The following is a 22,891-nucleotide window of genomic DNA, read 5'->3' on the forward strand; positions in this document are numbered from 1 at the left end:
GGGCTGGTGAGCACACCGACGGCGGGCGCGCGGCCCGACGAGGTGCGCAGGCACAACCGCACCGCTCTGCTGCGCCGCCTGCACGTCGACGGGCCGAGCACCCGGGCCGAGCTGGCCACGGAACTGGGCCTCAACCGCAGCACGATCAAGGCGCTGGTCGACGGCCTGGCCGAGTCGGGGATCGTGCAGGAACGAGTGCCGCGGGCGCGGTCGGGGGCGGGCAGGCCCTCGCTGCTGGTGCTGCCGCAGCCGCAGGCCGCGGTGGTGCTCGCCGTCGACATCCGGGTCGAGCAGGTCGCCATCGCGCTGGTCGGGCTCGGCGGGGAGATGCTGGGCCGCAACCGGTGGAACCTGCACGGCCGCACCCGCGAACCCGACGAGGTGATCACCCACATCGTCGAGTCGACGAGGGTGCTGGCCGAGGAGTTGGACGTGAAGACCTTCGGTGTCGGCGTCTCGGTGCCCGGCGTGGTCCGCCGGTCCGACGGCTTCGTGCACGAGGCGCCCAACCTGCGCTGGCGCGACGTGCCGCTGGGCGACCGCCTCGGTGCCACGCTGGGTGTGCCGATCCGGGTCGGCAACGACGCCGAGATCGGCGCCCTGGCCGAGCACCTGCGCGGCGCGGCGCGGGGTTCCGAGGACGTCGTCTATGTCTCCGCCGACATCGGTGTCGGCGCGGGCGTGATCTCCGACGGCGCGGCGCTGCGGGGGACCGGCGGATACATCGGCGAACTCGGCCACATGGTGGTCAACCCGGCCGGGCGCGACTGCCACTGCGGCAGCCGCGGGTGCTGGGAGACCGAGGTGGGCGAGCTGGCCATGTGCCGCGCGCTGTCGCTGCCCGAGGGTTCTCCGCGCGGGGCCGTGGTGGCCGAATTGCGGGCACTGCGGCCAGGCGACGACACGCTTGCCGAGTTCCGGCGGTGGCTCACCATCGGCGTGATCAACATCGTCAACGCGTTCAGCCCGGAGCTGGTCGTGCTGGGCGACCTGTTCACCGCGTTGCCCCGAGACTTGGTCGACGCAGTCGGCTTGGAGGTGGGCAAGCGCAGCCTGGTGAGCCGCGCCATCGGCGGTACCCGCATCCTCCCGTCCACCCTCGGCGCGGACGGGAAACTGATCGGGGCCGCGGAACTGGCCTTCGAGCCGGTCCTGGGCACCGTCTGACGCGTCAGGTCGCCTCGGGAAAGAGAACGGGCGGCACCCTTGAGGGGTGCCGCCCGCTTGACGGATCAGGACGTGGGATCAGCCCTTCTGGAGCTCGGCCGCCAGCTCGCGCAGTCGCACCTCGTGCGCGCGGGCGTGGTGGCCGCAGAACAGTAGCTCTCCTCCGGAGGGAAGTACGGCGCGAACCTGTGCGGCGGCGCCGCAGCGGTCGCACCGATCGGCAGCGGTCAGCTCGGGGCGGGTGAGCGTCGTTGTCGTCATGGGAGTTCTCCCTCCGTCCCGGCACCGGATGGCCCGGCGCCCTCATCGGCCGTGAACCCGGTGGCTGGTGACTCCGCCGTGTTCACGATTCCTACTCTTACAGACGCGCGAGCGAATAGCAGTGTTCCCGCGCCCACATAGCAATCAGGTAACCCTGGATTAACCCGGTCGGCCTAGCCATTCGCCCCGAAATCGACTGGGAGCAGGGCATATCGATCAACGAGTCCATGGTCAAAACGCCCGGTCGCTGCCCCTTGTTCACCACGGGCGAACACGTCCACGACTCGGGAACGTGACGCCTGCCACATCCGATCGTCGCTCTGTGTAAAGAAAGACGCCGCCCGCGCCACGAAGGCACGAGCGGCGTCGTAAATCCCGTGGCTTACTCGAGATAGTCGCGCAGGACCTGCGAGCGCGACGGGTGGCGCAGCTTCGACATCGTCTTCGACTCGATCTGGCGGATGCGCTCACGCGTGACGCCGTAGACCTGGCCGATCTCGTCGAGGGTGCGCGGCTGGCCGTCGGTGAGGCCGAAGCGCAGCCGCACCACGCCCGCCTCGCGCTCGGACAGCGTGGCCAGCACCGACTGGAGCTGGTCCTGCAGCAGGGTGAACGACACCGCGTCCACGGCCACCACGGCCTCGGAGTCCTCGATGAAGTCGCCGAGCTGGCTGTCGCCCTCGTCGCCGATGGTCTGGTCGAGCGAGATGGGCTCCCGGGCGTACTGCTGGATCTCCAGCACCTTCTCCGGGGTGATGTCCATTTCCTTGGCCAGCTCCTCCGGGGTGGGCTCGCGGCCCAGGTCCTGGAGCAGCTCACGCTGGATGCGGCCGAGCTTGTTGATGACCTCGACCATGTGCACCGGGATGCGGATGGTGCGGGCCTGGTCGGCCATCGCGCGGGTGATCGCCTGGCGGATCCACCACGTCGCGTACGTGGAGAACTTGTAGCCCTTGGTGTAGTCGAACTTCTCCACCGCGCGGATCAAACCCAGGTTGCCCTCCTGGATCAGGTCGAGGAAGGCCATGCCGCGGCCGGTGTAGCGCTTGGCCAGCGACACCACGAGGCGCAGGTTGGCCTCCAGCAGGTGGTTCTTGGCCCGCTCACCGTCGCGCACGATCCACCGCAGGTCGCGGCGCATCTGCGGCTGCAGCTTCTCGGACTCGTCCTCGGACTTGCGCACCCGCTCCGCGGCGTAGAGGCCCGCCTCGATCCGTTTGGCGAGTTCGACCTCCTCCTCCGCGTTCAGCAGGGCGACCTTGCCGATCTGCTTGAGGTAGGCGCGCACCGAGTCGGCGGAGGCGGTGAGTTCGGCGTCCTTGCGGGCCTGGCGCAGCGCCTCGGACTCTTCTTCGTCCCAGACGAAGTCGCCGTCCTTGCCCGCTTCCTTCGGGTCCTTCTCCTCGGGCTCCTCGACCGGCTCCTCGACCGGCTCGACCTCGACCTCTTCCAGGTCGGACAGGTCGGGGTTCTCCGAGTCCTCCGGCTCTTCGCCCTCGGGACCCTCGCCCGCCTTCTTCGGGGCGGCCTTGGCCGCGGGGGCCTTCTTGGGCGCGCGCGCGGTCTTGGCGCCCGCCGCCTTCTTGGCCGTCGTCTTGGTCCCGGTGGCGGTCAGGTCTTCTTCCGACGGCTCGCCGGTGGCCGTCTTCGCGGCGCTCGCCGACGTGGTGGAGCGTCGGGTTGCGGTTCGTGCGGCTGCCACGTACGCCCTTTCACAACTGTCCATCACGGCGGCGCCCGAGGGGAAAACGTCTGGTCGCCGCCGGAGTTCGGGGGAGTGCCCTGCGGCTGCTGAGCCAGGGGCGTGTTCCATTGTAGCGACGTGCGGCGTTTCGTCGGGACACGCCAAGCCGGAAAGTCGCCGGGGTCGACCCCTCAGCCGTCCGCGGCGGCCACCGCGGCTCCCACGATGCCCGCGTCATTGCGCAGCTCAGCGGCCACGATCTTGGTCCGGACGTCGAGCAGCGGCAGCCACTTGTCCGCCTTCTTGCTGACTCCGCCGCCGACGATGATCAGGTCCGGCCAGATCAGGTTCTCCAGGCTGGTGATGTAGCGGGTGACCCGGTGGGCCCACTCGCCCCAGGAGAGGTTCTCCTCTTCCTTGATCGAGGCCGCGGCCCGGGTCTCGGCGTCGTGGCCGTCGACCTCCAGGTGGCCGAACTCGGTGTTGGGCACGAGTTCGCCGTCGAGGAACAGGGCACTGCCGATGCCGGTGCCGAAGGTCAGCAGCACGACCACGCCGTCGCGGTCGCCCGGCCAGCCGTAGCGGATCTCGGCCACCCCGGCGGCGTCGGCGTCGTTGAGCACGACCACCTCCCGCTCCAAGCGCTTGCCGAACAGGGCGGCGGCGTCGGTGTCCAGCCACGACTTGTCGATGTTGGCCGCGGTGTGCGCGACGCCCTTCTTGACCACCGCGGGCAGCGTCACCCCGACCGGTCCGTCCCAGCCGAACTTGCCGACGATCTCGGCGACGACGTCGGCGACCGCGTCCGGGGTGGACGGGTTCGGGGTGGGGATGCGTAGGCGTTCGCCGTCCAACCTGCCCGTGACCAGGTCCACCACGCCGCCCTTGATGCCGGAGCCGCCGATGTCCACGCCGAAGCCAGTCGCGCCCATGCCGGACCTTCCTACTCGATTCAGAACCATTGCCGCAGACATTAGCCGCCGCCGTCCGCTTGTGGTCGGATAGTGGTGTGAGCCATTCCAACAGCGACCTGCTGAAGATCGCCGTGACAGTCGCGACCGAGGCGGGCGACCTCGTGCGCACCGAGCGGTCCAAGGCCATCCAGGACGTCGACACCAAGTCCACCGCCACCGACGTCGTCACCGCCGCGGACAAAGCGGCCGAGGTACTGATTCGCGACCGGCTGGCCGACCTGCGCCCGGACGACGCGGTGCTCGGCGAGGAGGAGGGCGGTGCCGTGGGGGCCGGGGTGACCTGGGTGGTCGACCCGATCGACGGCACGGTCAACTACCTCTACGGCTACCCCTGGTACTGCGTGTCCGTCGCCGCCCAGGTCGACGGGGTCTCGGTGGCGGGCACGGTGATCGAACCGGTCAGCGGTCGGCAGTGGACCGCGGTGCGCGGCGGGGGAGCGTTCCTCGACGGCCTGCCGCTGTCGGTGTCGCGGCCGGAGTCGGTGGAGCTGTCGCTGGTGGCCACCGGGTTCGCCTACTCGCGGGAGCGTCGGATCGCGCAGGCAGCGGTGGCGGCGCGGGTGGCGGGTCGGGTTCGTGACATCCGCCGGTCAGGGTCGTCGGCGTTGGACCTTTGCTCGGTGGCCGCGGGGTGGGTTGACGCTTACTACGAGCGCGGGCTGTCCGCATGGGACTGGGCGGCGGGAGCGTTGATCGCCGCCGAAGCAGGCGCTGTGGTCACTCTTCCCGGCGCCGCGCCGGAACTGGGCACGGACACGATGTTCGCCGCTTCGCCGTCGATTGTGGATGGGCTGCGTCAGGTGTTGGTTGAGGAAGGTGTGGGCGGGGACTATTAGGGCGTGCTGCGGCGCCTGTTTGGGTGGTTCGCCTTGATTTGGGGCCCCTCGAATGGGCCTGCGCGGGCTAAAAAGGTGGGCGAGGTGAAGCCCACCCGCGCCGAAAGTTTAGGCCCATTCACCCCAAATCAAGGCGAACCACCCAAACAGGCCGTTCTGCTGGGCCCGTTGCGTTTGTGCTGGTGGAGGCCTTCTAACAGCGGATGTCCAGGGCTGTGGTGATCAGTTCTGATGGGATCGGGGCTGCGCTTGAGCCGTCCGAGAGCAGGCCGCCTTGGTCTGGGTTGGACTGTGCCCATTCGGCCAGGAGGTCCAATATCCGACGGGCTTCCGGGCGAGGCTTGAGGTGGTCGAACAGCTTGCCCACGGCCAAGTCGACCGTCGCGTCCTGCCTGTCGTCCTTCACCAGTTCCGCGCACGGCTCCAGCAGGTTCAGCGTGCGGGCCACGGCCATCCCCTGCTGGCCGAAGCGGATCTGGGTCCGGCATGACAGCGAACCCTCGGGATAGAGCGTGTCGTCCCCGGGGGCGGCGATCTGGGTGAAGCCGAGTTCGCGCAGCGTCTCGGTGACCGTGGTGGCCTGGCGTCGGGTTCCGCTGGCGTTGAGGACGCGGACCAGAGCGGTGGCCGCGGGCGCGGGCGAGGTGCGGTCCAGGCTGGTGCGGTCCATCGGTTGACCGACCAGCGGAGCGGGAACGCCCTCCACCGGAACCCCAGCGGGCGGCGGGTTGCAGCTCATCGTGCGCGAGCCCGCCTCGTCGGTCTTGATCACCTGGAGCCAGACGACGCCCGCGGCAACGCCTAGCAGCACGATCAGGATGAGCGCCGGGAGCGGGCGACGCTTTCGATACCCGCTCGGACGCCCACCCCGCGTCAGGTTCCCGGCCGGCACGAGCGGGTCCTCTCTACGGACTTCATGCCCTACCCCCGCAGGCATTCGGAGTGAGCGTGACTCACTCGACAGTCGATGGTGATCAGCCTATTCGGTTTGGCGGATTCCGCAGCCCGACACCCCCGTCGTGTCCGGACCGCAACCCTGGGTTCGAGCTTCGCATCCGGGCGGCCGACGCGCCCGAAACACCCCCAGACGGGTGATGCGGTGCGGGACGGGCCGTAGATGAGCTACCCTCTGCCCGCTCCGGTCGCCGAAGACGTCCAGCCGAATCGATTCCGATGGCTGCCTGACCCTGACGCGACCGGCGAGACCTCCGTCACTCGATTGGCGGGCACAAACCGGGGCGCTGGAACGTTGACCAGCGGCACGACCCACATCCTGATGGACCGCAGGGGTGAAAGACGATGGCTACCGACTACGACGCACCACGCCGCAGCGAGGCGGACGATCTCGCGGAGGACTCCCTAGAGGAACTCAAGGCGCGACGGAACGAAACCCAGTCCGGCGTCGTCGATGTCGACGAGACGGACACGGCGGAGAGCTTCGAGCTGCCCGGCGCCGACTTGTCGGCGTTGTCCGGCGAGGACCTCACCGTCCGCGTGGTGCCCAAGCAAGCAGACGAGTTCACCTGCTCGAAGTGCTTCCTTGTGCATCACCGCAGCCGACTCGCCGAGGACAACAACGGCGTTTTCGTCTGCCGGGACTGCGCGTAAGCCCACGACGCGCGGCCCCCGGCAGGGGCTGACCACACCGACGACAAAACAGCCGGGCACCCGATGGGGTGCCCGGCTGTCGTCGTGCGTCAGTCCTGGCGCAGGGCGGCGACCAGCGCGGCGGGCTTGCGCGTGCTGAACACCCAGTACGGCGTCGGGTCGGCCGGGTCGGTGATCTGGACCCGCACCAGCGGCCCGACCCAGCCCCGGTGCAGCATGAACGCCGCCGGGTCCAGGCTCCGGCCGAGCACCTTGCGCTTGTCGCCCGCGCCGAAGGTCTCGACGGTGCCGAGGAACTCCAGCGGCACGTGCGCGTCGCCGACCTTCAGTTCGCCGTCCTCCACCGTGACCTTGGTGCGCCCGGAGCGCACGATCAGCAGCAGCGTCATGGGCAGGAGCACGACATAGGGCAGCCACGAGCGCACGCCCGGATAGCCCATGTGGATCTCGGCGGCGAGCAGCCCGGCCGCCAGCAACGGCAGTGGCCACCAGTACCACGTCACGTACAGCCGCTCCGCGAACTGTTGGCCGGTGGTCGTCGAAGGGGCCGTGCCTGAGCTGTCTGTCACCACCTCAGGGTAGTCTCGCCGCTCGTGTCCAGCGTGGAGGTCCTGCTCACCCGGTTGGATCCGGACGTGCCCCTGCCGTCGTACGCCCGCCCGGGTGACGCGGGGGCCGACCTGGTGACCACCGTGGACGTCATCATTCCGCCGGGCCGCCGGGTGACCGTCGGCACGGGGATCGCGATCGCTCTGCCCGTGGGCTACGCCGGGTTCGTCCATCCGCGTTCGGGTCTGGCGGCCAAGTCGGGGCTGAGCGTGGTCAACTCTCCTGGCACGATCGATTCGGGGTACCGCGGCGAGATCAAAGTCTGTTTGATCAACCACGACCTGACCGCACCGATCAGCCTGCGCCGCGGCGACCGCGTCGCACAGCTGGTGGTGCAGCGGGTCGAGCACGCGGTGTTCCGCGAGGTGGACGACCTGGGGGAGTCCCAGCGCGGCACCGGCGGATACGGGTCGACCGGGGGGCACGAGGTGCTCACCGGCTCGGCGGGGACGGAGGACTAGGTGGCACTGTTCGGAAAGCGCAAGCGCAAGGACGAGGAACCGCGCGTCGAGGAGGTCGAGTCACCGGACTTCGACGAACTCGACGACGTCGACCAGGTCGACCGCGCTGACGGCCCCTACGACGAGTCCGAGGCGCCGGACGACGAGTCCCCCCGCCTCGACCTCGGCTCGCTGCGGATCCCGGTCCCCGACGGCGCCCAGCTGCAGGTGGAGATGGACCCGGCTGGCCCGGTGCGCGCGGTGCACGTGCTCACCCCCATCGGCCAGCTCACCCTCAACGCCTACGCCGCCCCCCGCTCCGGCGGCCTCTGGCGCGAAGTTTGCGGCGAACTCGCCGAACAACTCCGCACCGACGGCGCCTCGGTCCGCAGCCAGACCGGCGAGTGGGGCCAGGAACTGTCGGCTTCCCTGAACGAGGTCGCCCTGCGCTTCGTCGGCGTCGACGGCCCCCGCTGGATGCTGCGCGGCGTCGTGGCAGGCCCCCCGGAACTCGCCGACACCAGCACCGAGGCCTTGCGGGCGATGCTCCGCAACACGATCGTCGTACGCGGCACCCAGCCGATGCCGGTGCGCACCCCCCTGCAGATCGACCTGCCGCAAGCCATCGCCGAACACATCGCCCAAGCTGACCAGCAGCAGGCATAACTCCGTTGGGCTGTCGTGTTCGGCCCGTTGCGCTCTGTGGGTGGGCGGGACCGGAAACCACTAGCCGACCACCACTAGGCTGATCGTGTGCGCCCGCCTCTGATCCTGCTAGACGGTGTCCGCTGGCAGGGCACACCTGTGGTCGGTGAGCGCTCGCAGACGTTGTTAGCCGAACTGGTCCGCCATTCCCGCGACGGGGTGAGCGACGAAAGGCTGGTGGCCGAGCTGTGGCCCGACGCATTGCCGTCGCACCCCACCAAAGCGCTCCAAGTCGTGGTCTCCCGAACCAGAGCGGCCACCGACACCCACGTGATCACCAGGTCCTCCAACGGCTACCGCCTCGGCATAGCCCCCGACCAGGTCGACGCACTGAAACTCGCCATCGCCGTCCAGCAGGCCCGCGCCAGGCTCGCGGCCGGTGACGCCCCCGGAGCGAGATCAGCCGCCGAGGAAGCGGTCGAGCTGGGACGCACCATCGCTGTCTCCACCGACGAAGGCGCCCTGGGCGACCTGCTGGCCGCCGCTCTTGCTCAGGCCGACGAAGCCCGCGACCTGCTCGGCCTGGCGCTGAGTCGAGTCGGCGAGCACGAGCGCGCCCTGCCGATGCTGGCCGCCGCCGTGGTCAAGCGTCCGGCCGACGAGGATCTGCTGGCGTGCCTGCTGCGCAGCGAGAGCGCCGTGCACGGCCCCTCGGCGGCGCTGCGGCACTTCGAGGACTACCGGGCGCGGCTGGCCGACACCCTGGGCACCGACCCCGGCGAGTCGCTGCGCAGGCTGCACTCCGAGTTGCTCGCCAAGGACCGACCGGTCCGCCAGGGGCTGCTGTTCGACCACACCGAGCTCGTCGGCCGCGACGCCGACATCGCCGCCATGCGCGCGCTGGTCCGCTCCGCCAGGGTCACCTCCATCGTCGGCGCGGGCGGGCTGGGCAAGACCCGCTTGGCGCACGTGCTGGGCCGCGAGGCCGACCAGCCGGTGGTGCACTTCGTGGAGCTGGTCGGCGTGGTGGCCGCCGAGGACGTCGTCGGCGAGGTCGGCTCGGCGCTGGGCGTGCGCGACTCGCTGGCCGGTCGGCGGGCGCTGACCCCGGTGCAACGGGCCGACGTGCGCGCTCGGATCGCCCAGCAGCTCGACCAGTCGCCCGCCCTGCTGATCCTGGACAACTGCGAGCACGTGGTCGACGCGGTGGCCGACCTGGTCGCCTTCCTCGTCTCCGCCGACCGCGACCTGCGCGTGGTGACCACCACCCGGGCCCCGCTCAACATCTCCGCCGAGCGGGTCTACCCGCTGGGCCAGCTCGGGACCGGCGACGCGGTGGAGCTGTTCGGCAGGCGCGCGCAGGCCGCCCGGCCCGATGTGGCCCTGGACGAGGCTGTGGTCGCCGACATCGTCACCCGGCTCGACGGGCTGCCGCTGGCCATCGAGCTGGCCGCGGCCCGGGTCCGGGCGATGTCGGTGGAAGACATCGCCCGCAGGCTGGAGGACCGTTTCGCGCTGCTGCGGGGCGGCGACCGCACGGCGCCCGACCGGCACCAGACGCTGCTTGCGGTCATCGACTGGTCCTGGAACCTGCTGGCCGAGCGCGAGCGGCGCGGCCTGCGGTGGCTGTCGGTCTTCCACGACGGATTCACCCTGGCCGCCGCCGAGCAGCTCATCGGACCGGCCGCGATCGACGCGGTCGAGTCGCTGGTGGACCAATCCCTGCTGAGCGTGTTCGAGTCCGCGGGCCGGGTCCGCTACCGGATGCTGGAGACCGTCCGCGAGTTCGGCCGCGACCGGCTCGCCGACGCGGGGGAGACCGAGCAGGCCAGGTCGGCGCACTGGTCGTGGGCGTGCCGGTTCGCCCGGTCGGCGGGCGACTCCCTGTTCACCCCGGCCCAGTTCGAGCTGATGGACGAGGTCCTGCTGGAGGAGACCAACCTCGCCGACGTGCTGCGCCAAGCGCTCGCCGCGTCCGATGTGGACACAGTGATCGTGGTGTTCGCCGCGCTGGGGCCGTTCTGGATGGTGCGTGGTGAGCACCCCAGGGTGATCGTGCTCGCCGAGGCACTCGACCAGGCCATCCTCGGGTGGACGCCCACGGAGGACATCGCCGACCACGCTCGCACCTGCATGGCCGTGCTGATCAGCAACGCCGCCGCGCTGCAGGGCGCCGACTCGGCGGCGGCCACCGCGCTGCTGCGCGAACTCGGCCCCGGCACGGCGTCGCCGGTCATCGCCGCGCACGTGTCGGTGGTGCTGTCGCTCGACCACGCCGACCCCGACGGCAGCACCGCCGAGCTGGCGGCGCTGTGCGACCACCCGGACCGGCGCACGGCGTGCCTGGCGCTGCAGTGGTACGCCCACGCGCTGGAGAACCAGGGCGATCCCGAGGGCGCGCTCGAACACGCCACCCGCGCGCTGGCCCTGGCCCGCGACGAGGAAGGCCCATGGCACCGGGCGATGCTGCACACCCAGGTCGCCGACCTGTACGGACAACTCGGGCTGCTGGAGGACGCGCGACCGCACGCCATCGCCGCGCTCCCGGTCCTGGACCGGCTACGCGCCTTCGACGACGCGTGCCAGCTGCGTGCGTTGCTCGCGGTCGTGGCGATGAGCGCGGGCAGGCTGACCGAGGCACAGGACTGGATCGAGCAGATCGACGCCGCCGATGGCTCCCATGGGGGCTTCGGCGGCGACTTGGTGCGTACCGTCGCCGAGGCGGAGATGGCGCTGGTGCGGGGCGACCACGCCGAGGGGTTGCGGGCCTACCGCGATGTCGTCGCGCAGATGCGCGAGCTGCGCTTTCCCGGATTCGGCGAGCCGACCGGCTTCGAGCCGTGGACCCTGTTCGGCGAGGCCGCCGCGCTCGGCGCGCACGCCCAGTTCGGCAAGGGAACCGAGGGCGCGGAGCTGTACACCGTGCTGAGCGCCAAGGTCGAGGGCGTCCTGGACCCGACTCGGCCGAACCTGGACCACCCGGTCATCGGCATCGTCCTCGTCGGGCTCGCGGTTTGGGGGTTGCAGCGCGACACGCTGCCCGCGTCGGAGGCGGCCCGGCTGCTCGCGCTGGCCGACCGGTTCGGCTACAACCGGGCCTATCCGACGATGGCCTGGCAGGCAGTGACCGCCCCCGCCGAGGCGAAGGCGGCAGGCGAGGTCGCGCGGTGGCTGGCCGAGTACGGCGACCGCCGCGGGCCTCAGCTGCTCGATGAGGCCCGCGCGGTCGTCGACAGCCTCTTCGGCTAGCCACTAGAGCTGCTACATCCGGCGGCGGAAGCTGCGCACCGACAGCGGCGCGAACACCGCGACCAGCGCTGCGCAGCCCAGCAGCGCCCAGCCGACCTCAGCGGTGACGGTGCCGGTGTTGGCCAGGTCGCGGATCGCCGACACCACATGCGAGACCGGGTTGACCCGGACGAACGCGGCCAGCCAGCCCGGCAGCGACTCGGTCGGCACGAACGCGTTCGACATGAAGGTCAGCGGGAACATCACCATCAGCGAGATGCCCTGCACGCCTTGGGCGCTGCGAGCGATGGTGCCGAACCAGGTGAACAGCCACGCCAGCGACCAGCCCGCCACCACGGCGAGCAGCCAGCCCGCGAGCACGCCCAGCGCGCCGCCGCCGGGGCGGTAGCCCATCAGGATGCCCATGCCGAAGGTGAGGCCCGCGGCGACGCCGTAGCGGATCAGGTCGGCGATCATCGGCCCGGCCAGCGGCGCGATCCTGGCGATGGGCAGGGACTTGAACCGGTCGAAGACGCCCTTCTCCATGTCCTCGCGGAGCTGGACCCCGGTGGCCATGCAGGCGGTGAGCGTGGTCTGGGCGATGATGCCCGGGATCATCAGCGGCAGGTACGCCGCGACGTTTCCGGAGATCGCGCCGCCGAAGATGTAGGCGAACATCGCGGTGAACAGGATCGGCTGGATGGTCACGTCGAAGAACTGCTCCGGGTTGCGGCGCATCTTCTTCAGTGCCCGCCAGGCCAGCGTCATGGTCTGGCTGAACGTCTCGGCCATGGTCACCCGCGGCTTGGCTGCGGCGACGGCCGGGTGCAGGGTCACGGTGGTCATCAGGCTTCTTCCTCGGCGGTCGGGTCCTGGGTGTCGTGGCCGGTCAGGGCCAGGAACACCTCGTCAAGGCTGGGTTTCTGCACGCTCACCGACGCCACCGACACCGACGCGGTCCGCAGCGCGATGAGCACGTCGGCGGCCTGGTCGGCGCGGTCGAGCGCGACGTTGATCCGGCCGTGCTCCGGGGTGAGCACCGGCTCCTCCCGCAGCACCCGGCGGATGGTGTCGGTCGCGGCGGCCAGGTCGGCCGGGTCGGTCAGCAGGACCTGCAGTGTCGAGTTGCCGACCTGGCTCTTGAGCTGGTCCGGCGTGCCCTCGGCGACCTTGCGGCCGCGGTCGATCACCGCGATGCGGCCCGCGAGCTGGTCGGCCTCGTCCAGGTACTGCGTGGTCAGCAGCACGGTGCAGCCGTCGGACACCAGCGCGCGGATCGTGTCCCACATCTGTCCGCGGGTGCGCGGGTCGAGCCCGGTGGTCGGCTCGTCGAGGAAGATCAGCGGCGGGCGGGTGATCAGGCTGGCCGCGAGGTCGAGCCTGCGTCGCATGCCGCCGGAAAACTGCTTCAGCGGCCGGTTGGCCGCCTCCTCCAGACCGAACTGGCCGAGCAGGTCGGCGGTCACCTGCTTGGCCTTGGCCGACGGCAGGCCCTGCAGGCGGCCGAACATCCACAGGTTCTCGGTGGCGGTGAGGTTCTCGTCGACCGACGCGTACTGCCCGGTCACGCCGACGAGCTGGCGGACGATGTGCGGGTGCTCGCGCACATCCACGCCGAAGATCTCGGCGTGGCCGCCGTCGATCTCCAACAGCGTGGCCAGCATCCGCAGCATGGTGGTCTTGCCCGCGCCGTTGGGGCCGAGCACGCCGAAGATCTCGCCCTGGCGGACTTCGAGGTCGATGCCGTCGACGGCGCGGTTGTCGCCGAAGACCTTGACCAGCTCGTGCGTGCGCACGGCCAGGTCCACGCTGTCCCGCGCGACGCCGCGGGTCTCCGATGTCGTCATTGTGGTCACGGGAGGAACTGTCCGCCCCGCGAGTTTCACGACGCCTTCAAGCGGCCTTCAGCCGATGTCACCCACTTGCGGCAGTCACGGCGTGACGGCCCGCAGCCAGGCCAGCACCGTCGCGCGGCCCAGGGCCTCCGGGTCGGCGCCGACGATCTGGAGGCGGGTCGTGCACAGGGTGGCCTGGGGGAGGGCTTTGGCCCACGCGGTGGCGACCTCGACCGGGTGCACGGCGTCGTCGGTGAAGCCCGCGACGCCGCAGGGGATGTCGAGCGTGGCCAGGTCATCGAGCGTGGGCGCGACATGGTCGGCGGCGACGTCGAGGGCCTCGGCGAGGTCGTCGCCGTAGCCGGACCAGGCGCGGGTCAGCTCGGCGGCCAGCCACGGGTCCAGCCCGGCGACCGCGGCCTCGGTCGCCGCGGTCGGCCCGAGTTCGCGCACGGCGGCGGCGCTGTAGCGGGCGGCGACGGCGGCCGGGGCACCGTCGGGCGCCCCGGTCCAGCCCGGCAGCGCCAGCAGCAGCCCGGCACAGCGGTCCCGGTTCTTCAGCGCCCACTCGACGGCCAGGTGCGCGCCCAGCGAGATGCCGCCCGCGATGATCGGCTGCCCGGCCTCGGCCGCCTCGTCGAACGCGGCGAGGTAGGCGGCCACATGCCCTGGTCCACGCACCGGTGCGGGCATGACGGCGGCCATTCCGACGGCGGCGAGCGGGACCTCGAACACCGCCCGGACGAACACGTCGTCCGACGCGGTGCCGGGCAGCAGCACGGCCGTGTGCGCGGCGGCGGGCGGCTGGGTCACACTCACCCCTCGTTCCCTGTCCTCGGGTTACCTGGCGCGGTTAACCTGATTGTGCATGGGTCGTTCGTCGGGGCCGACCCCCACCACAGGAGCGGGACAACATGGGCACCAAGGGGGACGGCTATTGGCACCGTCTCGTCAAACGGCTGACGACCGATGTCGCGCAGCTGGACGCGGACGACCTGTCCGAACGGGCCGAGGCGCAAGGCGCGCGCCGGGCCTGTGACTGCAAGTCCGGTGACGAGGTCACGGTGCTGGGCCGCTTACGCACGGTCGAGCTGTGTCCGCGCGACGCCGTGGCCACGCTGGAGGCCGAGCTGTTCGACGGGACCGAGGGCGTGACACTAGTCTGGCTCGGTCGTCGCCGGATCCCGGGAATCGAGCCGGGCCGCACCGTCAAGGCGCAGGGCCGGATCGCGGTCCGCGACGGTCGCAAGGTTCTCTACAACCCCTACTACGAGTTGCAGACCACCACATGACGAAACCGACCGCCGAGGTCAACGAACCAAAGTCCGAGCCAACGCTGCTGGAGCAGATGGGCGGGGTCAGCGGACTGATCTACTCGTCCGTCCCGGTGGTCGTGTTCGTGCTCGCCAACCTGGCCTTCGGGCTCACCGTCGGCATCTGGAGCGCCGTCGGGTGCGCCGTGCTGATCACGGTTGTGCGCGTCGTGCGCAAGGAGCCGCTGCAGCCCGCCATCTCCGGGTTCTTCGGCGTGGCCATCGCCGCGCTGATCGCCAACCAGACCGGGTCGGCCAAGGGCTTCTTCCTGCTCGGGATCTGGACCAGCCTCATCTACGGCGGTGCCTTCCTGGCCTCGGTGCTGGTGCGCAGGCCGCTGGTCGGGGTGATCTGGTCGCTGCTCAACGGCCTCGGCCAGAGCTGGCGCGAGGACAAGGTGTCCCGGCGGGCCTACGACATCGCCACCCTGACCTTCGTCGCGGTGTTCGCCGCGCGGTACGTCGTCCAGAAGTGGCTCTACGACGAGGACCAGACCGGCTGGCTGGCCGTGGCCCGACTCGCGATGGGCTACCCGCTGTTCATCGGCGCGCTGGCGGTCACCGTGTGGGCCGTGCGCAAGGCCAAGCACCGCCAGGCCGAACGCGAAGCACTCGTGGAGAGCGACGAAGAGGTGGAGGCCCGGCTGCGGGCCAAGTACGGCGAAACTTCCTGATCTTCCGGGTCCGAAAGGCCACCATCCATGCCGGATGGTGGCCTTTTGTCGTCCCGAGACTTTCGTCTCTCGGTCATCAGGCACTCTCCGTACTCGCGTAGGCTTACGGTTACGTAACCGTAGGGACGTCTTGGGGGAGACGACCGGAGATCCGAGGTAGCCGCACGTGACGACAACTCTCGAGCCCCCACTCGCCCCGGGGGCGAAGCCGCTCACCGACCGCCGCCGCAACGGCGCGGAGCAGTTCGGCGTCTACGCCTTCGTGGTGATCCCGCTGCTGGCCGTCGGCGCCGCCGTGCCGTTCGCCTGGGGCTGGGGCCTCGGCTGGGTCGACGTGGGCATCGCGCTGGCGTTCTACATGATCAGCGGCCTTGGCGTGACCGTCGGCTACCACCGCCTGTTCACCCACGGTTCCTTCCGCGCGAAGCGGGGCCTCAAGATCGCCCTCGCCGCCGCCGGTGGCCTGTCCGCCCAGGGCTCGGTCATCGAGTGGGTCGCCGACCACCGCCGCCACCACGCCTTCTCCGACAAGGAGGGCGACCCGCACTCCCCGTGGCTGTTCGGCACCGGCCCGGTCGCCATCGCCCGCGGCTTCTGGCACTCGCACGTCGGCTGGCTGTTCGACCGCGACTGCACCACCATCGACCGCTTCGCCCCCGACCTGGCCGCCGACGCCGACCTGCGCGCCGTCGACCGCATGTTCATCCCGCTGACCGTGGCGTCGCTGACCGTCCCCGCACTGCTCGGCGGCCTGCTGACCTGGTCATGGTGGGGCATGCTGACCGCGTTCTTCTGGGCGGGCCTGGTCCGCATCGCGCTGCTGCACCACGTCACGTGGTCGGTCAACTCGGTCTGCCACATGATGGGCGACCGCCCCTTCAAGTCCCGCGACAAGGCCGCCAACGTCTGGCCCCTGGCCATCCTCAGCTTCGGCGAGTCGTGGCACAACCTGCACCACGCCGACCCGACCTCGGCCCGCCACGGCGTGCTCCGCGGTCAGCTCGACATCTCGGCTCGGGTGATCTGGATCTTCGAGAAGCTCGGCTGGGCGAGCAACGTCCGCTGGCCCACCGAACAGCGCATCGACAAGCTCCGCGTCGAGAAGGCGCTCGCCAAGTAGTTCGTCAGTCACCACGGGCCGGGACGCACCCACAGCGGTGCTGCCCGGCCCGTGGTCTGTCCTGGCTCGCGCGGTCAAGCCGCGGGCAGCTTCGGCCAGACGGAGGCCGCGATCTTCCTGGCCACGGTGCACAGGTCGGCTCTGTCAGGTCCGGTCGTCTCGACCGAGACGACCGCGTACTCGTTGTTCGGCATCGAGGACTGAGGCCCCTTCGCGCGGTTGTGCTCCAGCGCCACCTCGCACATCACGCCTGGCGGATTGTTGTTCGGGGAGTCGTTGACGAAGCTCGCCCTGCCCGCGATCGTCTCCGGCTTCCCAAGCTTCTCGGTGCCGTAGATCGACGCCATCCCTTCGGTGAAGGCAAGACGTACGTCCAGGTCGGTGTCCCGCCAGTCGCACATGTGGGATGACAGCCCGACAGGTTTGCCCGCACCCGTCACCACTCCGGCAGGGACGACCTGACAGGCGTCGACGCCGCGCAGCGACTTCGGGTCCGGTGACGGGAATCTGGCGCCCTTGCCGTCGCGCGCCCGCGCACTCACCGATGTGACCACCGTGGCGGCGATGTCGCACGCCGCGATGGGCTTGTTCGCCTCGGGTGTCACCAGGATGTCGAGCTCGATACCGTCGGTGAAGGTGATTCTGTGCGCGCACTCCCCAGGGTCGGCGTCCACTCGATTGTCGGTCAGCCCGCCAGGGAGCCCGGTGACCCCTGGCCTCGAGTTGCCAGGAGTCGGGTGGTGCCATGGCCCGATCACCACGAAGGCGGGCGCCGCGGCATCGATGTGGACGTCACACTGGTCGTACGACCGGCCGAGAGCCGGGCGGACCATCCCGCCGATGGAGAGGGTCGGGTGGTCGACGAGGCTGCACATGTCGAAGTCGACGAAGTCTCCCGCGACGACGGCGACCGCCTTGATCGAGTTCGGGTCCACCAGGCTGGACGGGGTCGGCGAAGTGGTCTTCGCCGGTGTTGTGGTGCTCGGTGTGTCCACCGAAGCCGGGGCCGGGCCGCAGCCCGCCGCGCCGAGTGCCGCCACCGTCGCCAGGGCGAGCTTGATCCGCATGTGTCCCCCAGGTCTCGCCGAGTCTTACTTTCGGTATCGGCGCACTGAGAGATGCGTTAGTGCCCCAGGGCCTTGCGGATCTCGTTCTCCACATCGGCCGAGGCGACGAACAGCAGCTCGTCCCCACCCTCCAGCGGATCGTCCGCCTGCGGCACGATCACCCGCCCGCCCCGCAGGATCGTCACCAACGCCGCGTCCCGAGGCAGTTTGACCTCCCGGACCGGCCGCCCCGCCCAAGGCGTGTCCTCCGGCAGCGTCATCTCCACCAGGTTCGCCTGCCCCTGGCGCAGCGTCAGCAGTTGCACCAGCCCGCCGACGCTCACCGCCTCCTCGACCATCGCCGCGAGCACGCGCGGGGTCGACACGGCGACATCCACGCCCCAGGCCGAGGTGAACAGCCACTCGTTCGACGGGTCGTTCACGCGAGCCACCACCCGGCGGACCGCGAAAACCGTCTTGGCCAGCAGCGACACCACGAGGTTGACCTTGTCGTCGCCGGTCGCGGCGATCACGACGTCGCACAGCTGGATGCCCGCGTCCTCCAGCGACGCCAGCTCGCAGGCGTCGGCGAGGACCCACTCGGCCTGCTCGACGGTGTGCGGCTCGAACTGCTTGGCCTCACGCTCGATCAGCATCACCTGGTGGTCGCCGCCCACCAGTTCCGCGGCGATGGAGCGGCCGACGGCGCCTGCCCCGGCGATCGCGACACGCATCAGTGACCCTCCTCCGGCGCCTGGGCGGCGGCCGTCGTGACCTCGGTGACCGTGCCGGACAGGGCCGCGACGTAGACCTGGTCGTCGGCCTGGATGACGGTCTTCGACTCGGCGAGCACGCCAGTGCCGAACCGCATGATGAACGCGACCCGGCAGCCGGTCGCCGACTGGAACTCCCGGACCGTGCGGCCCACCCAGTCCTCGTGCACCGGCACCTGCAGCAGCGCCACCTTGCCCGACGGGTCCCGCCACGCCGACGCCACGCCGTCGGGCAGCAGGGTGCGCAGCAGCCGGTCGGTCGTCCACGGCACCGTCGCCACGGTCGGGATGCCCAACCGCTCGTAGACCTCGGCCCGCTTGGGGTCGTAGATGCGGGCCACGACGTGGTCGACGCCGAAGGTCTCCCTGGCCACGCGGGCGGAGATGATGTTGGAGTTGTCGCCGCTGGACACCGCCGCGAAGGCCCCCGCGCGCTCGATGCCCGCCTCGATCATCACCTGGCGGTCGAATCCGGGCCCGACGACCTGCTGACCGTGGAAGTCGGCACCGAGGCGCCGGAACGCCTGCGGGTCCTTGTCGATCACGGCGACGGTGTGGTCCAGGCGCTCCAGGGCGTGGGCCATCGAGGCCCCGACGCGTCCGCAGCCCATGATCACCACGTGCACGAGCAGCCTCCTCGCTGGCTGTATTCACGCGAAACGGACACCCGTCGACTTCTCGGCGAGCGACACTGATGAACCTACCGGTGCCTGCTCCGAAACGGTGACGCGACCGCCTACGCTGTGCACCCGTGTCCAAGTTCTCAACGGCGGCCAAGCGGCTGCTCGTCGGACGGCCGTTCCGCAGTGACCGCCTGGCGCACACCCTGCTCCCGAAACGCATCGCGCTGCCGGTGTTCGCCTCGGACGCGATGTCCTCGGTGGCCTACGCGCCTGAAGAGATCTTCCTGATGCTCTCCGTGGCGGGCTTGTCCGCCTACGTCTTCGCGCCCTGGGTCGGGCTCGTGGTCGTGGTGGTGATGCTCACCGTGGTCGCCAGCTACCGGCAGAACGTGCGGGCGTACCCGTCCGGCGGCGGCGACTACGAGGTCGCCACCGTGAACCTGGGGCGCCGGGCGGGCCTGACAGTGGCCAGCGCGCTGCTTGTCGACTACGTGCTCACCGTCGCGGTGTCGATCGCGTCGGCCATGGCCAACATCGGCTCGGCCGTGCCCTACATCGGCGAGCACAAGACGTGGTTCGCGGTGGCGGCCATCGTCGTGCTCACCGCCATGAACCTGCGCGGCATCCGCGAGTCGGGCGCCGCGTTCGCGGTGCCGACCTACGCGTTCATGGCCGGCATGATGGTGATGATCGGCTTCGGCTTGTTCCGGGGGCTGGTGCTCGACGAGGAGATGCCCGCCGAGAGCGCGAACCTGACGATCAACGCCGAGCACGGCGAGCTGATGGGCCTGGCCCTGGTCTTCCTGATCATGCGCGCCTTCTCGTCGGGCTGCGCGGCGCTGACCGGTGTCGAGGCGATCAGCAACGGCGTGCCAGCTTTCCGCAAGCCCAAGTCGAAGAACGCGGCCACGACGCTGCTGCTGATGGGCCTGATCTCGGTGGTCATGCTGATGGGCCTGATCACGCTGGCCCAGCTCACCGACGTCAAGTTGGCTGAGGACCCGGACACTCAGCTGGTCAACGCCCCCGAGGGCTACGAGCAGAAAACGTTGGTCGCCCAGATCGCCCAAGCGGTGTTCTCCGACTTCTCGGCGGGCTTCTATTTCATCACGATCGTCACCGCGCTGATCCTCGTGCTCGCCGCGAACACCGCGTTCAACGGCTTCCCGGTGCTGGGCTCGATCCTCGCCCAGGATCGCTACCTGCCCCGGCAGCTGCACACCCGCGGCGACCGCCTCGCCTTCTCCAACGGCATCATCGGCCTGGCCGCGTTCGCCATCGTCTTGGTGATCGCCTTCGACGCCGAGGTCACCAAGCTCATCCAGCTCTACATCGTGGGCGTGTTCGTCTCGTTCACGATGAGCCAGACCGGCATGATCCGGCACTGGAACCGGCACCTCGCCACCGAGACCGACCCAGCCGAGCGCCGCCGTATGCGCCGCTCGCAGGCCATCAACGCCTTCGGTCTGGCCATGACGGGCGCGGTGCTGGTAGTCGTGCTCGTCACCAAGTTCCTGCTCGGCGCCTGGATCGCCATCGCCGCCATGGCCGCGCTCTACGCGATGATGACCGGCATCCGCCGCCACTACGACCGGGTCAGCGACGAACTGGCCAAGGCCGAGGGCAAGGACCCGTTCGTGCTGCCGTCGCGGATCCACACGATCGTGTTGGTCTCCAAGCTGCACCTGCCCACCAAGCGAGCCCTGGCGTATGCTCGCGCGACCCGGCCGGACGTGCTGGAGGCGATCACGGTCAACGTCGACGACGTCGACACCAAGCGCCTGGTCGCCGAGTGGGACAAGCAGGACTTCAAGGTCCCGCTGAAGGTGATCGAATCGCCCTACCGGGAGATCACCAAACCGGTCCTGGACTACGTCAAGCGCATGCGCACCGACAACCCGCGCGACGTGGTCACGGTGTTCATCCCGGAGTACGTGGTCGGGCACTGGTGGGAGCAGTTCCTGCACAACCAGAGCGCGCTGCGGCTCAAGGGGCGGCTGCTGTTCCAGCCCGGCGTGATGGTGACGAGCGTGCCGTGGCAGCTGCAGTCGTCGGAGGGCGTGCACGAGCCCGAGGTGGTGGCGCCCGGCCTGATCCGGCGCGGCCTGGCAATCGATGAGGAGACCGAGCGACGATGACCGGAACTGAACCCGCCGCGGACTGGACTGGGCGCCGGGTCGAGGTCGAGGTCGGCGCCGTCGCCCACGGCGGCCACTGCGTCGCGCGGGTCGAGGGCCGGGTCGTGTTCGTCCGGCACGCGCTGCCGGGGGAGCGGGCCGTCGTCGAGATCACCGAGGACCGCGGCGGATCCTTCTGCCGCGGCGACGCCGTCGAGATCCAGACACCGTCCCCGGACCGCGTCGAACCACCGTGCCCCCTGGCCCGCCCCGGCGGCTGCGGCGGCTGCGACTGGCAACACGCGACAGCGAACGCCCAGCGCGCGTTGAAGAAGGCGGTACTGGCCGAACAACTCCGGCGGCTGGCGGGCCTCTCGTGGGATGGAGAGGTCGAGGAACTGGCGGGCGGCCTGACCCACTGGCGCACCCGCGCTCGCCTCGCCGTCGACCGACGCGGCCAGGCGGGCTTCCGTGCCCACCGCAGCCACCGGGTCGTACCGGTCACCGACTGCGTCATCGCCGCCCCCGGCACCGTCGACGCTGTCGTCCCCAACCGCTGGACCCCGGGCGCTGAACTGGACGTCGCTGTCGACGCCAACGGCTACACCCACGTCAGCGAACTCATTCAGGAAAAGGGCCGCAGACAACCCCGTGCCCACCGCGTCATCGGTTCGGCCACCGTCACCGAACGCGCCGCCCGCCGCGAGTGGAAACTCGACGCCCAGGGCTTCTGGCAGGTCCACCCAGATGCCGCGGATGTACTGGCCGAGGTCGTGGAACAGTGGTCGGGCATCACCCCCGGCGAATGCGCCTGGGACCTCTACGCGGGCGTCGGCTTGTTCGCGGCCGTGCTGGCCGACCAGGTCGGTCCACAAGGGACAGTCGTAGCCGTCGAATCCGGCCGCAAGGCAGCCGAAGACGGCGCCGAGAACCTACGAGACCTACCCCAAGTACGCGTGTTCTCGGGCCGAGTGGAGGACGTACTGGGCGCCGACCTCCCCTCCCCGGACGTAGTCGTCCTGGACCCGCCCCGAAAGGGCGCGGGCCGCGAGGTGGTCGAAGCAATCGCTGACCGAGAACCAAAACGTGTGGTCTACGTTGCCTGTGATCCGGCGGCCCTGGCGCGTGACATAGCCCTGTTCGCCGACCACGGATACCGCCTGACGAACCTGAGGGCCTTCGACACTTTCCCGATGACCCACCATGTCGAAAGCGTCGCGCTGCTCGAGCGCTAGCGCTGGCCTCCGGGAGGCCCGCCCCGATAGGGCATCGGCGGCACCGCGCCAGGACGGCCGGGCTGAAACCCACCCGGAGCGGGGTGCCGCGGCGGCGGACCCGGCGGCGGCATCCGCGGACCCGGATGCGGCGGCGGACCCCCTGGAACGGGCGGCAGCCCACCAGGCGTTGCCGGACCGGAGCGCGGTGGTGCGGGCTGCGCGGGCAGCCCTCCCGGAGGAGTGTGGGCAGCCTGCTGTTCGGCTGTCACCGCGGGCGGCATCCCCGCCCGAACCCGCAGCCAGTCCGGGATGTGCTCGTCCGACCTAGGAAAGAACCTCAACTCGTCCAGGAACCCGATCGGCGGCGGCACCCGTCGCCATTCGGGCTCCACGTCCGGCTCGAACTCGACCTCGAAAGTCCCCGAAGGCTCGATCGAGTACGTCGCCGAGATCCACGTTCCCCGGCCCGCCCGGTACATCCCGCCGCGCAGCCGGGCGAACCCGGAGACGACCTCCCCAGGCGGCCGGATGACGTGGTCATGACCATCCGCGCCCAACACCGTGACGTCGACCTCGACATGCCGCCCGGCCGAGCGGTAGGACGCGCGAATGCGCTGCCAGTGCTGCCCGGCCACGCGCACCAAAGCGCGGCCGACCTCCTTGGTCAGTCGGTCCTGTTCGACCGGTTCCATGACCGACTCCGTCATCGTTCCCCCGTTAG

The 22,891-nt window shown here is 70.3% G+C and carries 23 protein-coding genes; 11 read left to right on the top strand and 12 right to left on the bottom strand.

Features of this window, described 5'->3' with window-relative positions; all coding sequences use genetic code 11:
* Window positions 1–6: 6 nt before the first annotated feature.
* Window positions 7–1,167, top strand: coding sequence for an ROK family protein (locus BN1701_RS04030; protein ID WP_157367754.1), 1,161 nt, complete (start codon window positions 7–9; stop codon window positions 1,165–1,167).
* A 78-nt stretch (window positions 1,168–1,245) separates the two neighbouring features.
* On the opposite strand, the gene BN1701_RS04035 is transcribed toward BN1701_RS04030, so the two are convergent.
* From BN1701_RS04035 to ppgK, 3 genes are all read right to left on the bottom strand, one after another.
* Window positions 1,246–1,428, bottom strand: a complete 183-nt coding sequence (locus tag BN1701_RS04035) for a hypothetical protein (protein ID WP_054045609.1) — start codon at window positions 1,426–1,428, stop codon at window positions 1,246–1,248.
* 382 nt (window positions 1,429–1,810) lie between these two features.
* Window positions 1,811–3,130, bottom strand: a complete 1,320-nt coding sequence (locus BN1701_RS04040) for an RNA polymerase sigma factor (RefSeq protein WP_054045611.1) — start codon at window positions 3,128–3,130, stop codon at window positions 1,811–1,813.
* Between the two features lie 173 nt (window positions 3,131–3,303).
* Window positions 3,304–4,044: a polyphosphate--glucose phosphotransferase gene (gene ppgK / locus BN1701_RS04045; RefSeq protein WP_054045613.1), complete on the bottom strand. Its 741-nt coding sequence runs from the start codon at window positions 4,042–4,044 to the stop codon at window positions 3,304–3,306.
* 77 nt (window positions 4,045–4,121) lie between these two features.
* Between ppgK and BN1701_RS04050 the strand changes: the two genes are divergently transcribed.
* The gene (locus BN1701_RS04050) at window positions 4,122–4,922 is read left to right on the top strand and encodes an inositol monophosphatase family protein (RefSeq protein WP_054045615.1); all 801 of its coding nucleotides are present in this window, start codon (window positions 4,122–4,124) and stop codon (window positions 4,920–4,922) included.
* A gap of 193 nt (window positions 4,923–5,115) precedes the next feature.
* Here the strand turns inward: BN1701_RS04050 and cei are convergent, their stop codons facing one another.
* Window positions 5,116–5,859 (bottom strand): envelope integrity protein Cei, encoded by a 744-nt coding sequence (gene cei, locus BN1701_RS04055; protein ID WP_082859644.1) that lies wholly within the window; start codon window positions 5,857–5,859, stop codon window positions 5,116–5,118.
* A 362-nt stretch (window positions 5,860–6,221) separates the two neighbouring features.
* Between cei and BN1701_RS04060 the strand changes: the two genes are divergently transcribed.
* A complete protein-coding gene (locus tag BN1701_RS04060) occupies window positions 6,222–6,530 on the top strand; it encodes a DUF4193 domain-containing protein (RefSeq protein ID WP_054045619.1) in 309 nt (102 codons plus the stop codon).
* An 89-nt stretch (window positions 6,531–6,619) separates the two neighbouring features.
* On the opposite strand, the gene BN1701_RS04065 is transcribed toward BN1701_RS04060, so the two are convergent.
* A complete protein-coding gene (locus BN1701_RS04065) occupies window positions 6,620–7,099 on the bottom strand; it encodes a DUF3093 domain-containing protein (protein WP_054055600.1) in 480 nt (159 codons plus the stop codon).
* 24 nt (window positions 7,100–7,123) lie between these two features.
* Between BN1701_RS04065 and dut the strand changes: the two genes are divergently transcribed.
* The 3 genes from dut to BN1701_RS04080 all read left to right on the top strand — a co-directional run bounded on the left by dut (window position 7,124) and on the right by BN1701_RS04080 (window position 11,473).
* A complete protein-coding gene (gene dut / locus BN1701_RS04070; RefSeq protein ID WP_054045621.1) occupies window positions 7,124–7,600 on the top strand; it encodes a dUTP diphosphatase in 477 nt (158 codons plus the stop codon).
* The gene (locus BN1701_RS04075) at window positions 7,601–8,245 is read left to right on the top strand and encodes a DUF3710 domain-containing protein (protein ID WP_054045623.1); all 645 of its coding nucleotides are present in this window, start codon (window positions 7,601–7,603) and stop codon (window positions 8,243–8,245) included. It begins immediately after the preceding gene.
* Window positions 8,246–8,332: 87 nt separating this feature from the next.
* Complete coding sequence (locus tag BN1701_RS04080) at window positions 8,333–11,473, top strand: BTAD domain-containing putative transcriptional regulator (RefSeq protein WP_054045624.1); 3,141 nt, start codon at window positions 8,333–8,335, stop codon at window positions 11,471–11,473.
* 12 nt (window positions 11,474–11,485) lie between these two features.
* Here the strand turns inward: BN1701_RS04080 and BN1701_RS04085 are convergent, their stop codons facing one another.
* The 3 genes from BN1701_RS04085 to BN1701_RS04095 all read right to left on the bottom strand — a co-directional run bounded on the left by BN1701_RS04085 (window position 11,486) and on the right by BN1701_RS04095 (window position 14,106).
* On the bottom strand, window positions 11,486–12,298 hold the full coding sequence (locus BN1701_RS04085) for an ABC transporter permease (protein WP_054045629.1): 813 nt from the start codon (window positions 12,296–12,298) through the stop codon (window positions 11,486–11,488).
* On the bottom strand, window positions 12,298–13,299 hold the full coding sequence (locus BN1701_RS04090) for an ATP-binding cassette domain-containing protein (protein ID WP_054045631.1): 1,002 nt from the start codon (window positions 13,297–13,299) through the stop codon (window positions 12,298–12,300). Before BN1701_RS04090 ends, BN1701_RS04085 begins: the two co-directional genes overlap by 1 nt.
* An 84-nt stretch (window positions 13,300–13,383) precedes the next feature.
* The gene (locus BN1701_RS04095; protein ID WP_054045633.1) at window positions 13,384–14,106 is read right to left on the bottom strand and encodes an alpha/beta fold hydrolase; all 723 of its coding nucleotides are present in this window, start codon (window positions 14,104–14,106) and stop codon (window positions 13,384–13,386) included.
* A gap of 95 nt (window positions 14,107–14,201) precedes the next feature.
* Between BN1701_RS04095 and BN1701_RS04100 the strand changes: the two genes are divergently transcribed.
* From BN1701_RS04100 to BN1701_RS04110, 3 genes are all read left to right on the top strand, one after another.
* On the top strand, window positions 14,202–14,579 hold the full coding sequence (locus BN1701_RS04100) for an OB-fold nucleic acid binding domain-containing protein (protein ID WP_054045635.1): 378 nt from the start codon (window positions 14,202–14,204) through the stop codon (window positions 14,577–14,579).
* The gene (locus BN1701_RS04105; RefSeq protein ID WP_054045637.1) at window positions 14,576–15,274 is read left to right on the top strand and encodes a DUF3159 domain-containing protein; all 699 of its coding nucleotides are present in this window, start codon (window positions 14,576–14,578) and stop codon (window positions 15,272–15,274) included. Before BN1701_RS04100 ends, BN1701_RS04105 begins: the two co-directional genes overlap by 4 nt.
* Window positions 15,275–15,440: 166 nt before the next feature.
* Window positions 15,441–16,394, top strand: a complete 954-nt coding sequence (locus BN1701_RS04110; RefSeq protein WP_054045640.1) for an acyl-CoA desaturase — start codon at window positions 15,441–15,443, stop codon at window positions 16,392–16,394.
* 74 nt (window positions 16,395–16,468) lie between these two features.
* On the opposite strand, the gene BN1701_RS04115 is transcribed toward BN1701_RS04110, so the two are convergent.
* From BN1701_RS04115 to BN1701_RS04125, 3 genes are read right to left on the bottom strand one after another with little or no spacing between them, the layout of a single operon-like run.
* Window positions 16,469–17,461: a hypothetical protein gene (locus BN1701_RS04115; RefSeq protein ID WP_054045643.1), complete on the bottom strand. Its 993-nt coding sequence runs from the start codon at window positions 17,459–17,461 to the stop codon at window positions 16,469–16,471.
* A 56-nt stretch (window positions 17,462–17,517) separates the two neighbouring features.
* Window positions 17,518–18,174, bottom strand: a complete 657-nt coding sequence (locus tag BN1701_RS04120; protein ID WP_054045645.1) for a TrkA family potassium uptake protein — start codon at window positions 18,172–18,174, stop codon at window positions 17,518–17,520.
* Window positions 18,174–18,839 (bottom strand): TrkA family potassium uptake protein, encoded by a 666-nt coding sequence (locus BN1701_RS04125; protein ID WP_054045647.1) that lies wholly within the window; start codon window positions 18,837–18,839, stop codon window positions 18,174–18,176. The genes BN1701_RS04120 and BN1701_RS04125 overlap by 1 nt, the downstream gene beginning before the upstream one ends.
* Before the next feature lie 125 nt (window positions 18,840–18,964).
* On the opposite strand from BN1701_RS04125, the gene BN1701_RS04130 reads away from it, so the two are divergent.
* Window positions 18,965–20,974 (top strand): APC family permease, encoded by a 2,010-nt coding sequence (locus tag BN1701_RS04130; RefSeq protein WP_054045649.1) that lies wholly within the window; start codon window positions 18,965–18,967, stop codon window positions 20,972–20,974.
* Window positions 20,971–22,188, top strand: coding sequence for a class I SAM-dependent RNA methyltransferase (locus tag BN1701_RS04135; RefSeq protein ID WP_054045651.1), 1,218 nt, complete (start codon window positions 20,971–20,973; stop codon window positions 22,186–22,188). The genes BN1701_RS04130 and BN1701_RS04135 overlap by 4 nt, the downstream gene beginning before the upstream one ends.
* Here the strand turns inward: BN1701_RS04135 and BN1701_RS35215 are convergent.
* Window positions 22,185–22,862 carry a hypothetical protein gene (locus BN1701_RS35215; RefSeq protein ID WP_157367755.1) on the bottom strand — a complete coding sequence of 226 codons (678 nt, stop codon included), beginning with the start codon at window positions 22,860–22,862 and terminating at the stop codon, window positions 22,185–22,187. The genes BN1701_RS04135 and BN1701_RS35215 overlap by 4 nt on opposite strands.
* Window positions 22,863–22,891: the final 29 nt, after the last annotated feature.

The sequence above is a fragment of the Alloactinosynnema sp. L-07 genome (assembly GCF_900070365.1).
In the GTDB taxonomy this organism is placed as follows: Bacteria; Actinomycetota; Actinomycetes; order Mycobacteriales; family Pseudonocardiaceae; genus Actinokineospora.

Bases quoted from the DNA above. Each gene is read 5' to 3' on its own strand.
- BN1701_RS04120 (WP_054045645.1), bottom strand. From the start codon at position 18,174: ATGCGTGTCGCGATCGCCGGGGCAGGCGCCGTCGGCCGCTCCATCGCC.
- BN1701_RS04115 (WP_054045643.1), bottom strand. From the start codon at position 17,461: ATGCGGATCAAGCTCGCCCTGGCGACGGTGGCGGCACTCGGCGCGGCG.
- BN1701_RS04085 (WP_054045629.1), bottom strand. From the start codon at position 12,298: ATGACCACCGTGACCCTGCACCCGGCCGTCGCCGCAGCCAAGCCGCGG.
- BN1701_RS04035 (WP_054045609.1), bottom strand. From the start codon at position 1,428: ATGACGACAACGACGCTCACCCGCCCCGAGCTGACCGCTGCCGATCGG.
- BN1701_RS04135 (WP_054045651.1), top strand. From the start codon at position 20,971: ATGACCGGAACTGAACCCGCCGCGGACTGGACTGGGCGCCGGGTCGAG.
- BN1701_RS35215 (WP_157367755.1), bottom strand. From the start codon at position 22,862: ATGGAACCGGTCGAACAGGACCGACTGACCAAGGAGGTCGGCCGCGCT.
- BN1701_RS04100 (WP_054045635.1), top strand. From the start codon at position 14,202: ATGGGCACCAAGGGGGACGGCTATTGGCACCGTCTCGTCAAACGGCTG.
- BN1701_RS04105 (WP_054045637.1), top strand. From the start codon at position 14,576: ATGACGAAACCGACCGCCGAGGTCAACGAACCAAAGTCCGAGCCAACG.
- BN1701_RS04060 (WP_054045619.1), top strand. From the start codon at position 6,222: ATGGCTACCGACTACGACGCACCACGCCGCAGCGAGGCGGACGATCTC.
- ppgK (WP_054045613.1), bottom strand. From the start codon at position 4,044: ATGGGCGCGACTGGCTTCGGCGTGGACATCGGCGGCTCCGGCATCAAG.
- BN1701_RS04090 (WP_054045631.1), bottom strand. From the start codon at position 13,299: ATGACGACATCGGAGACCCGCGGCGTCGCGCGGGACAGCGTGGACCTG.
- cei (WP_082859644.1), bottom strand. From the start codon at position 5,859: ATGCCTGCGGGGGTAGGGCATGAAGTCCGTAGAGAGGACCCGCTCGTG.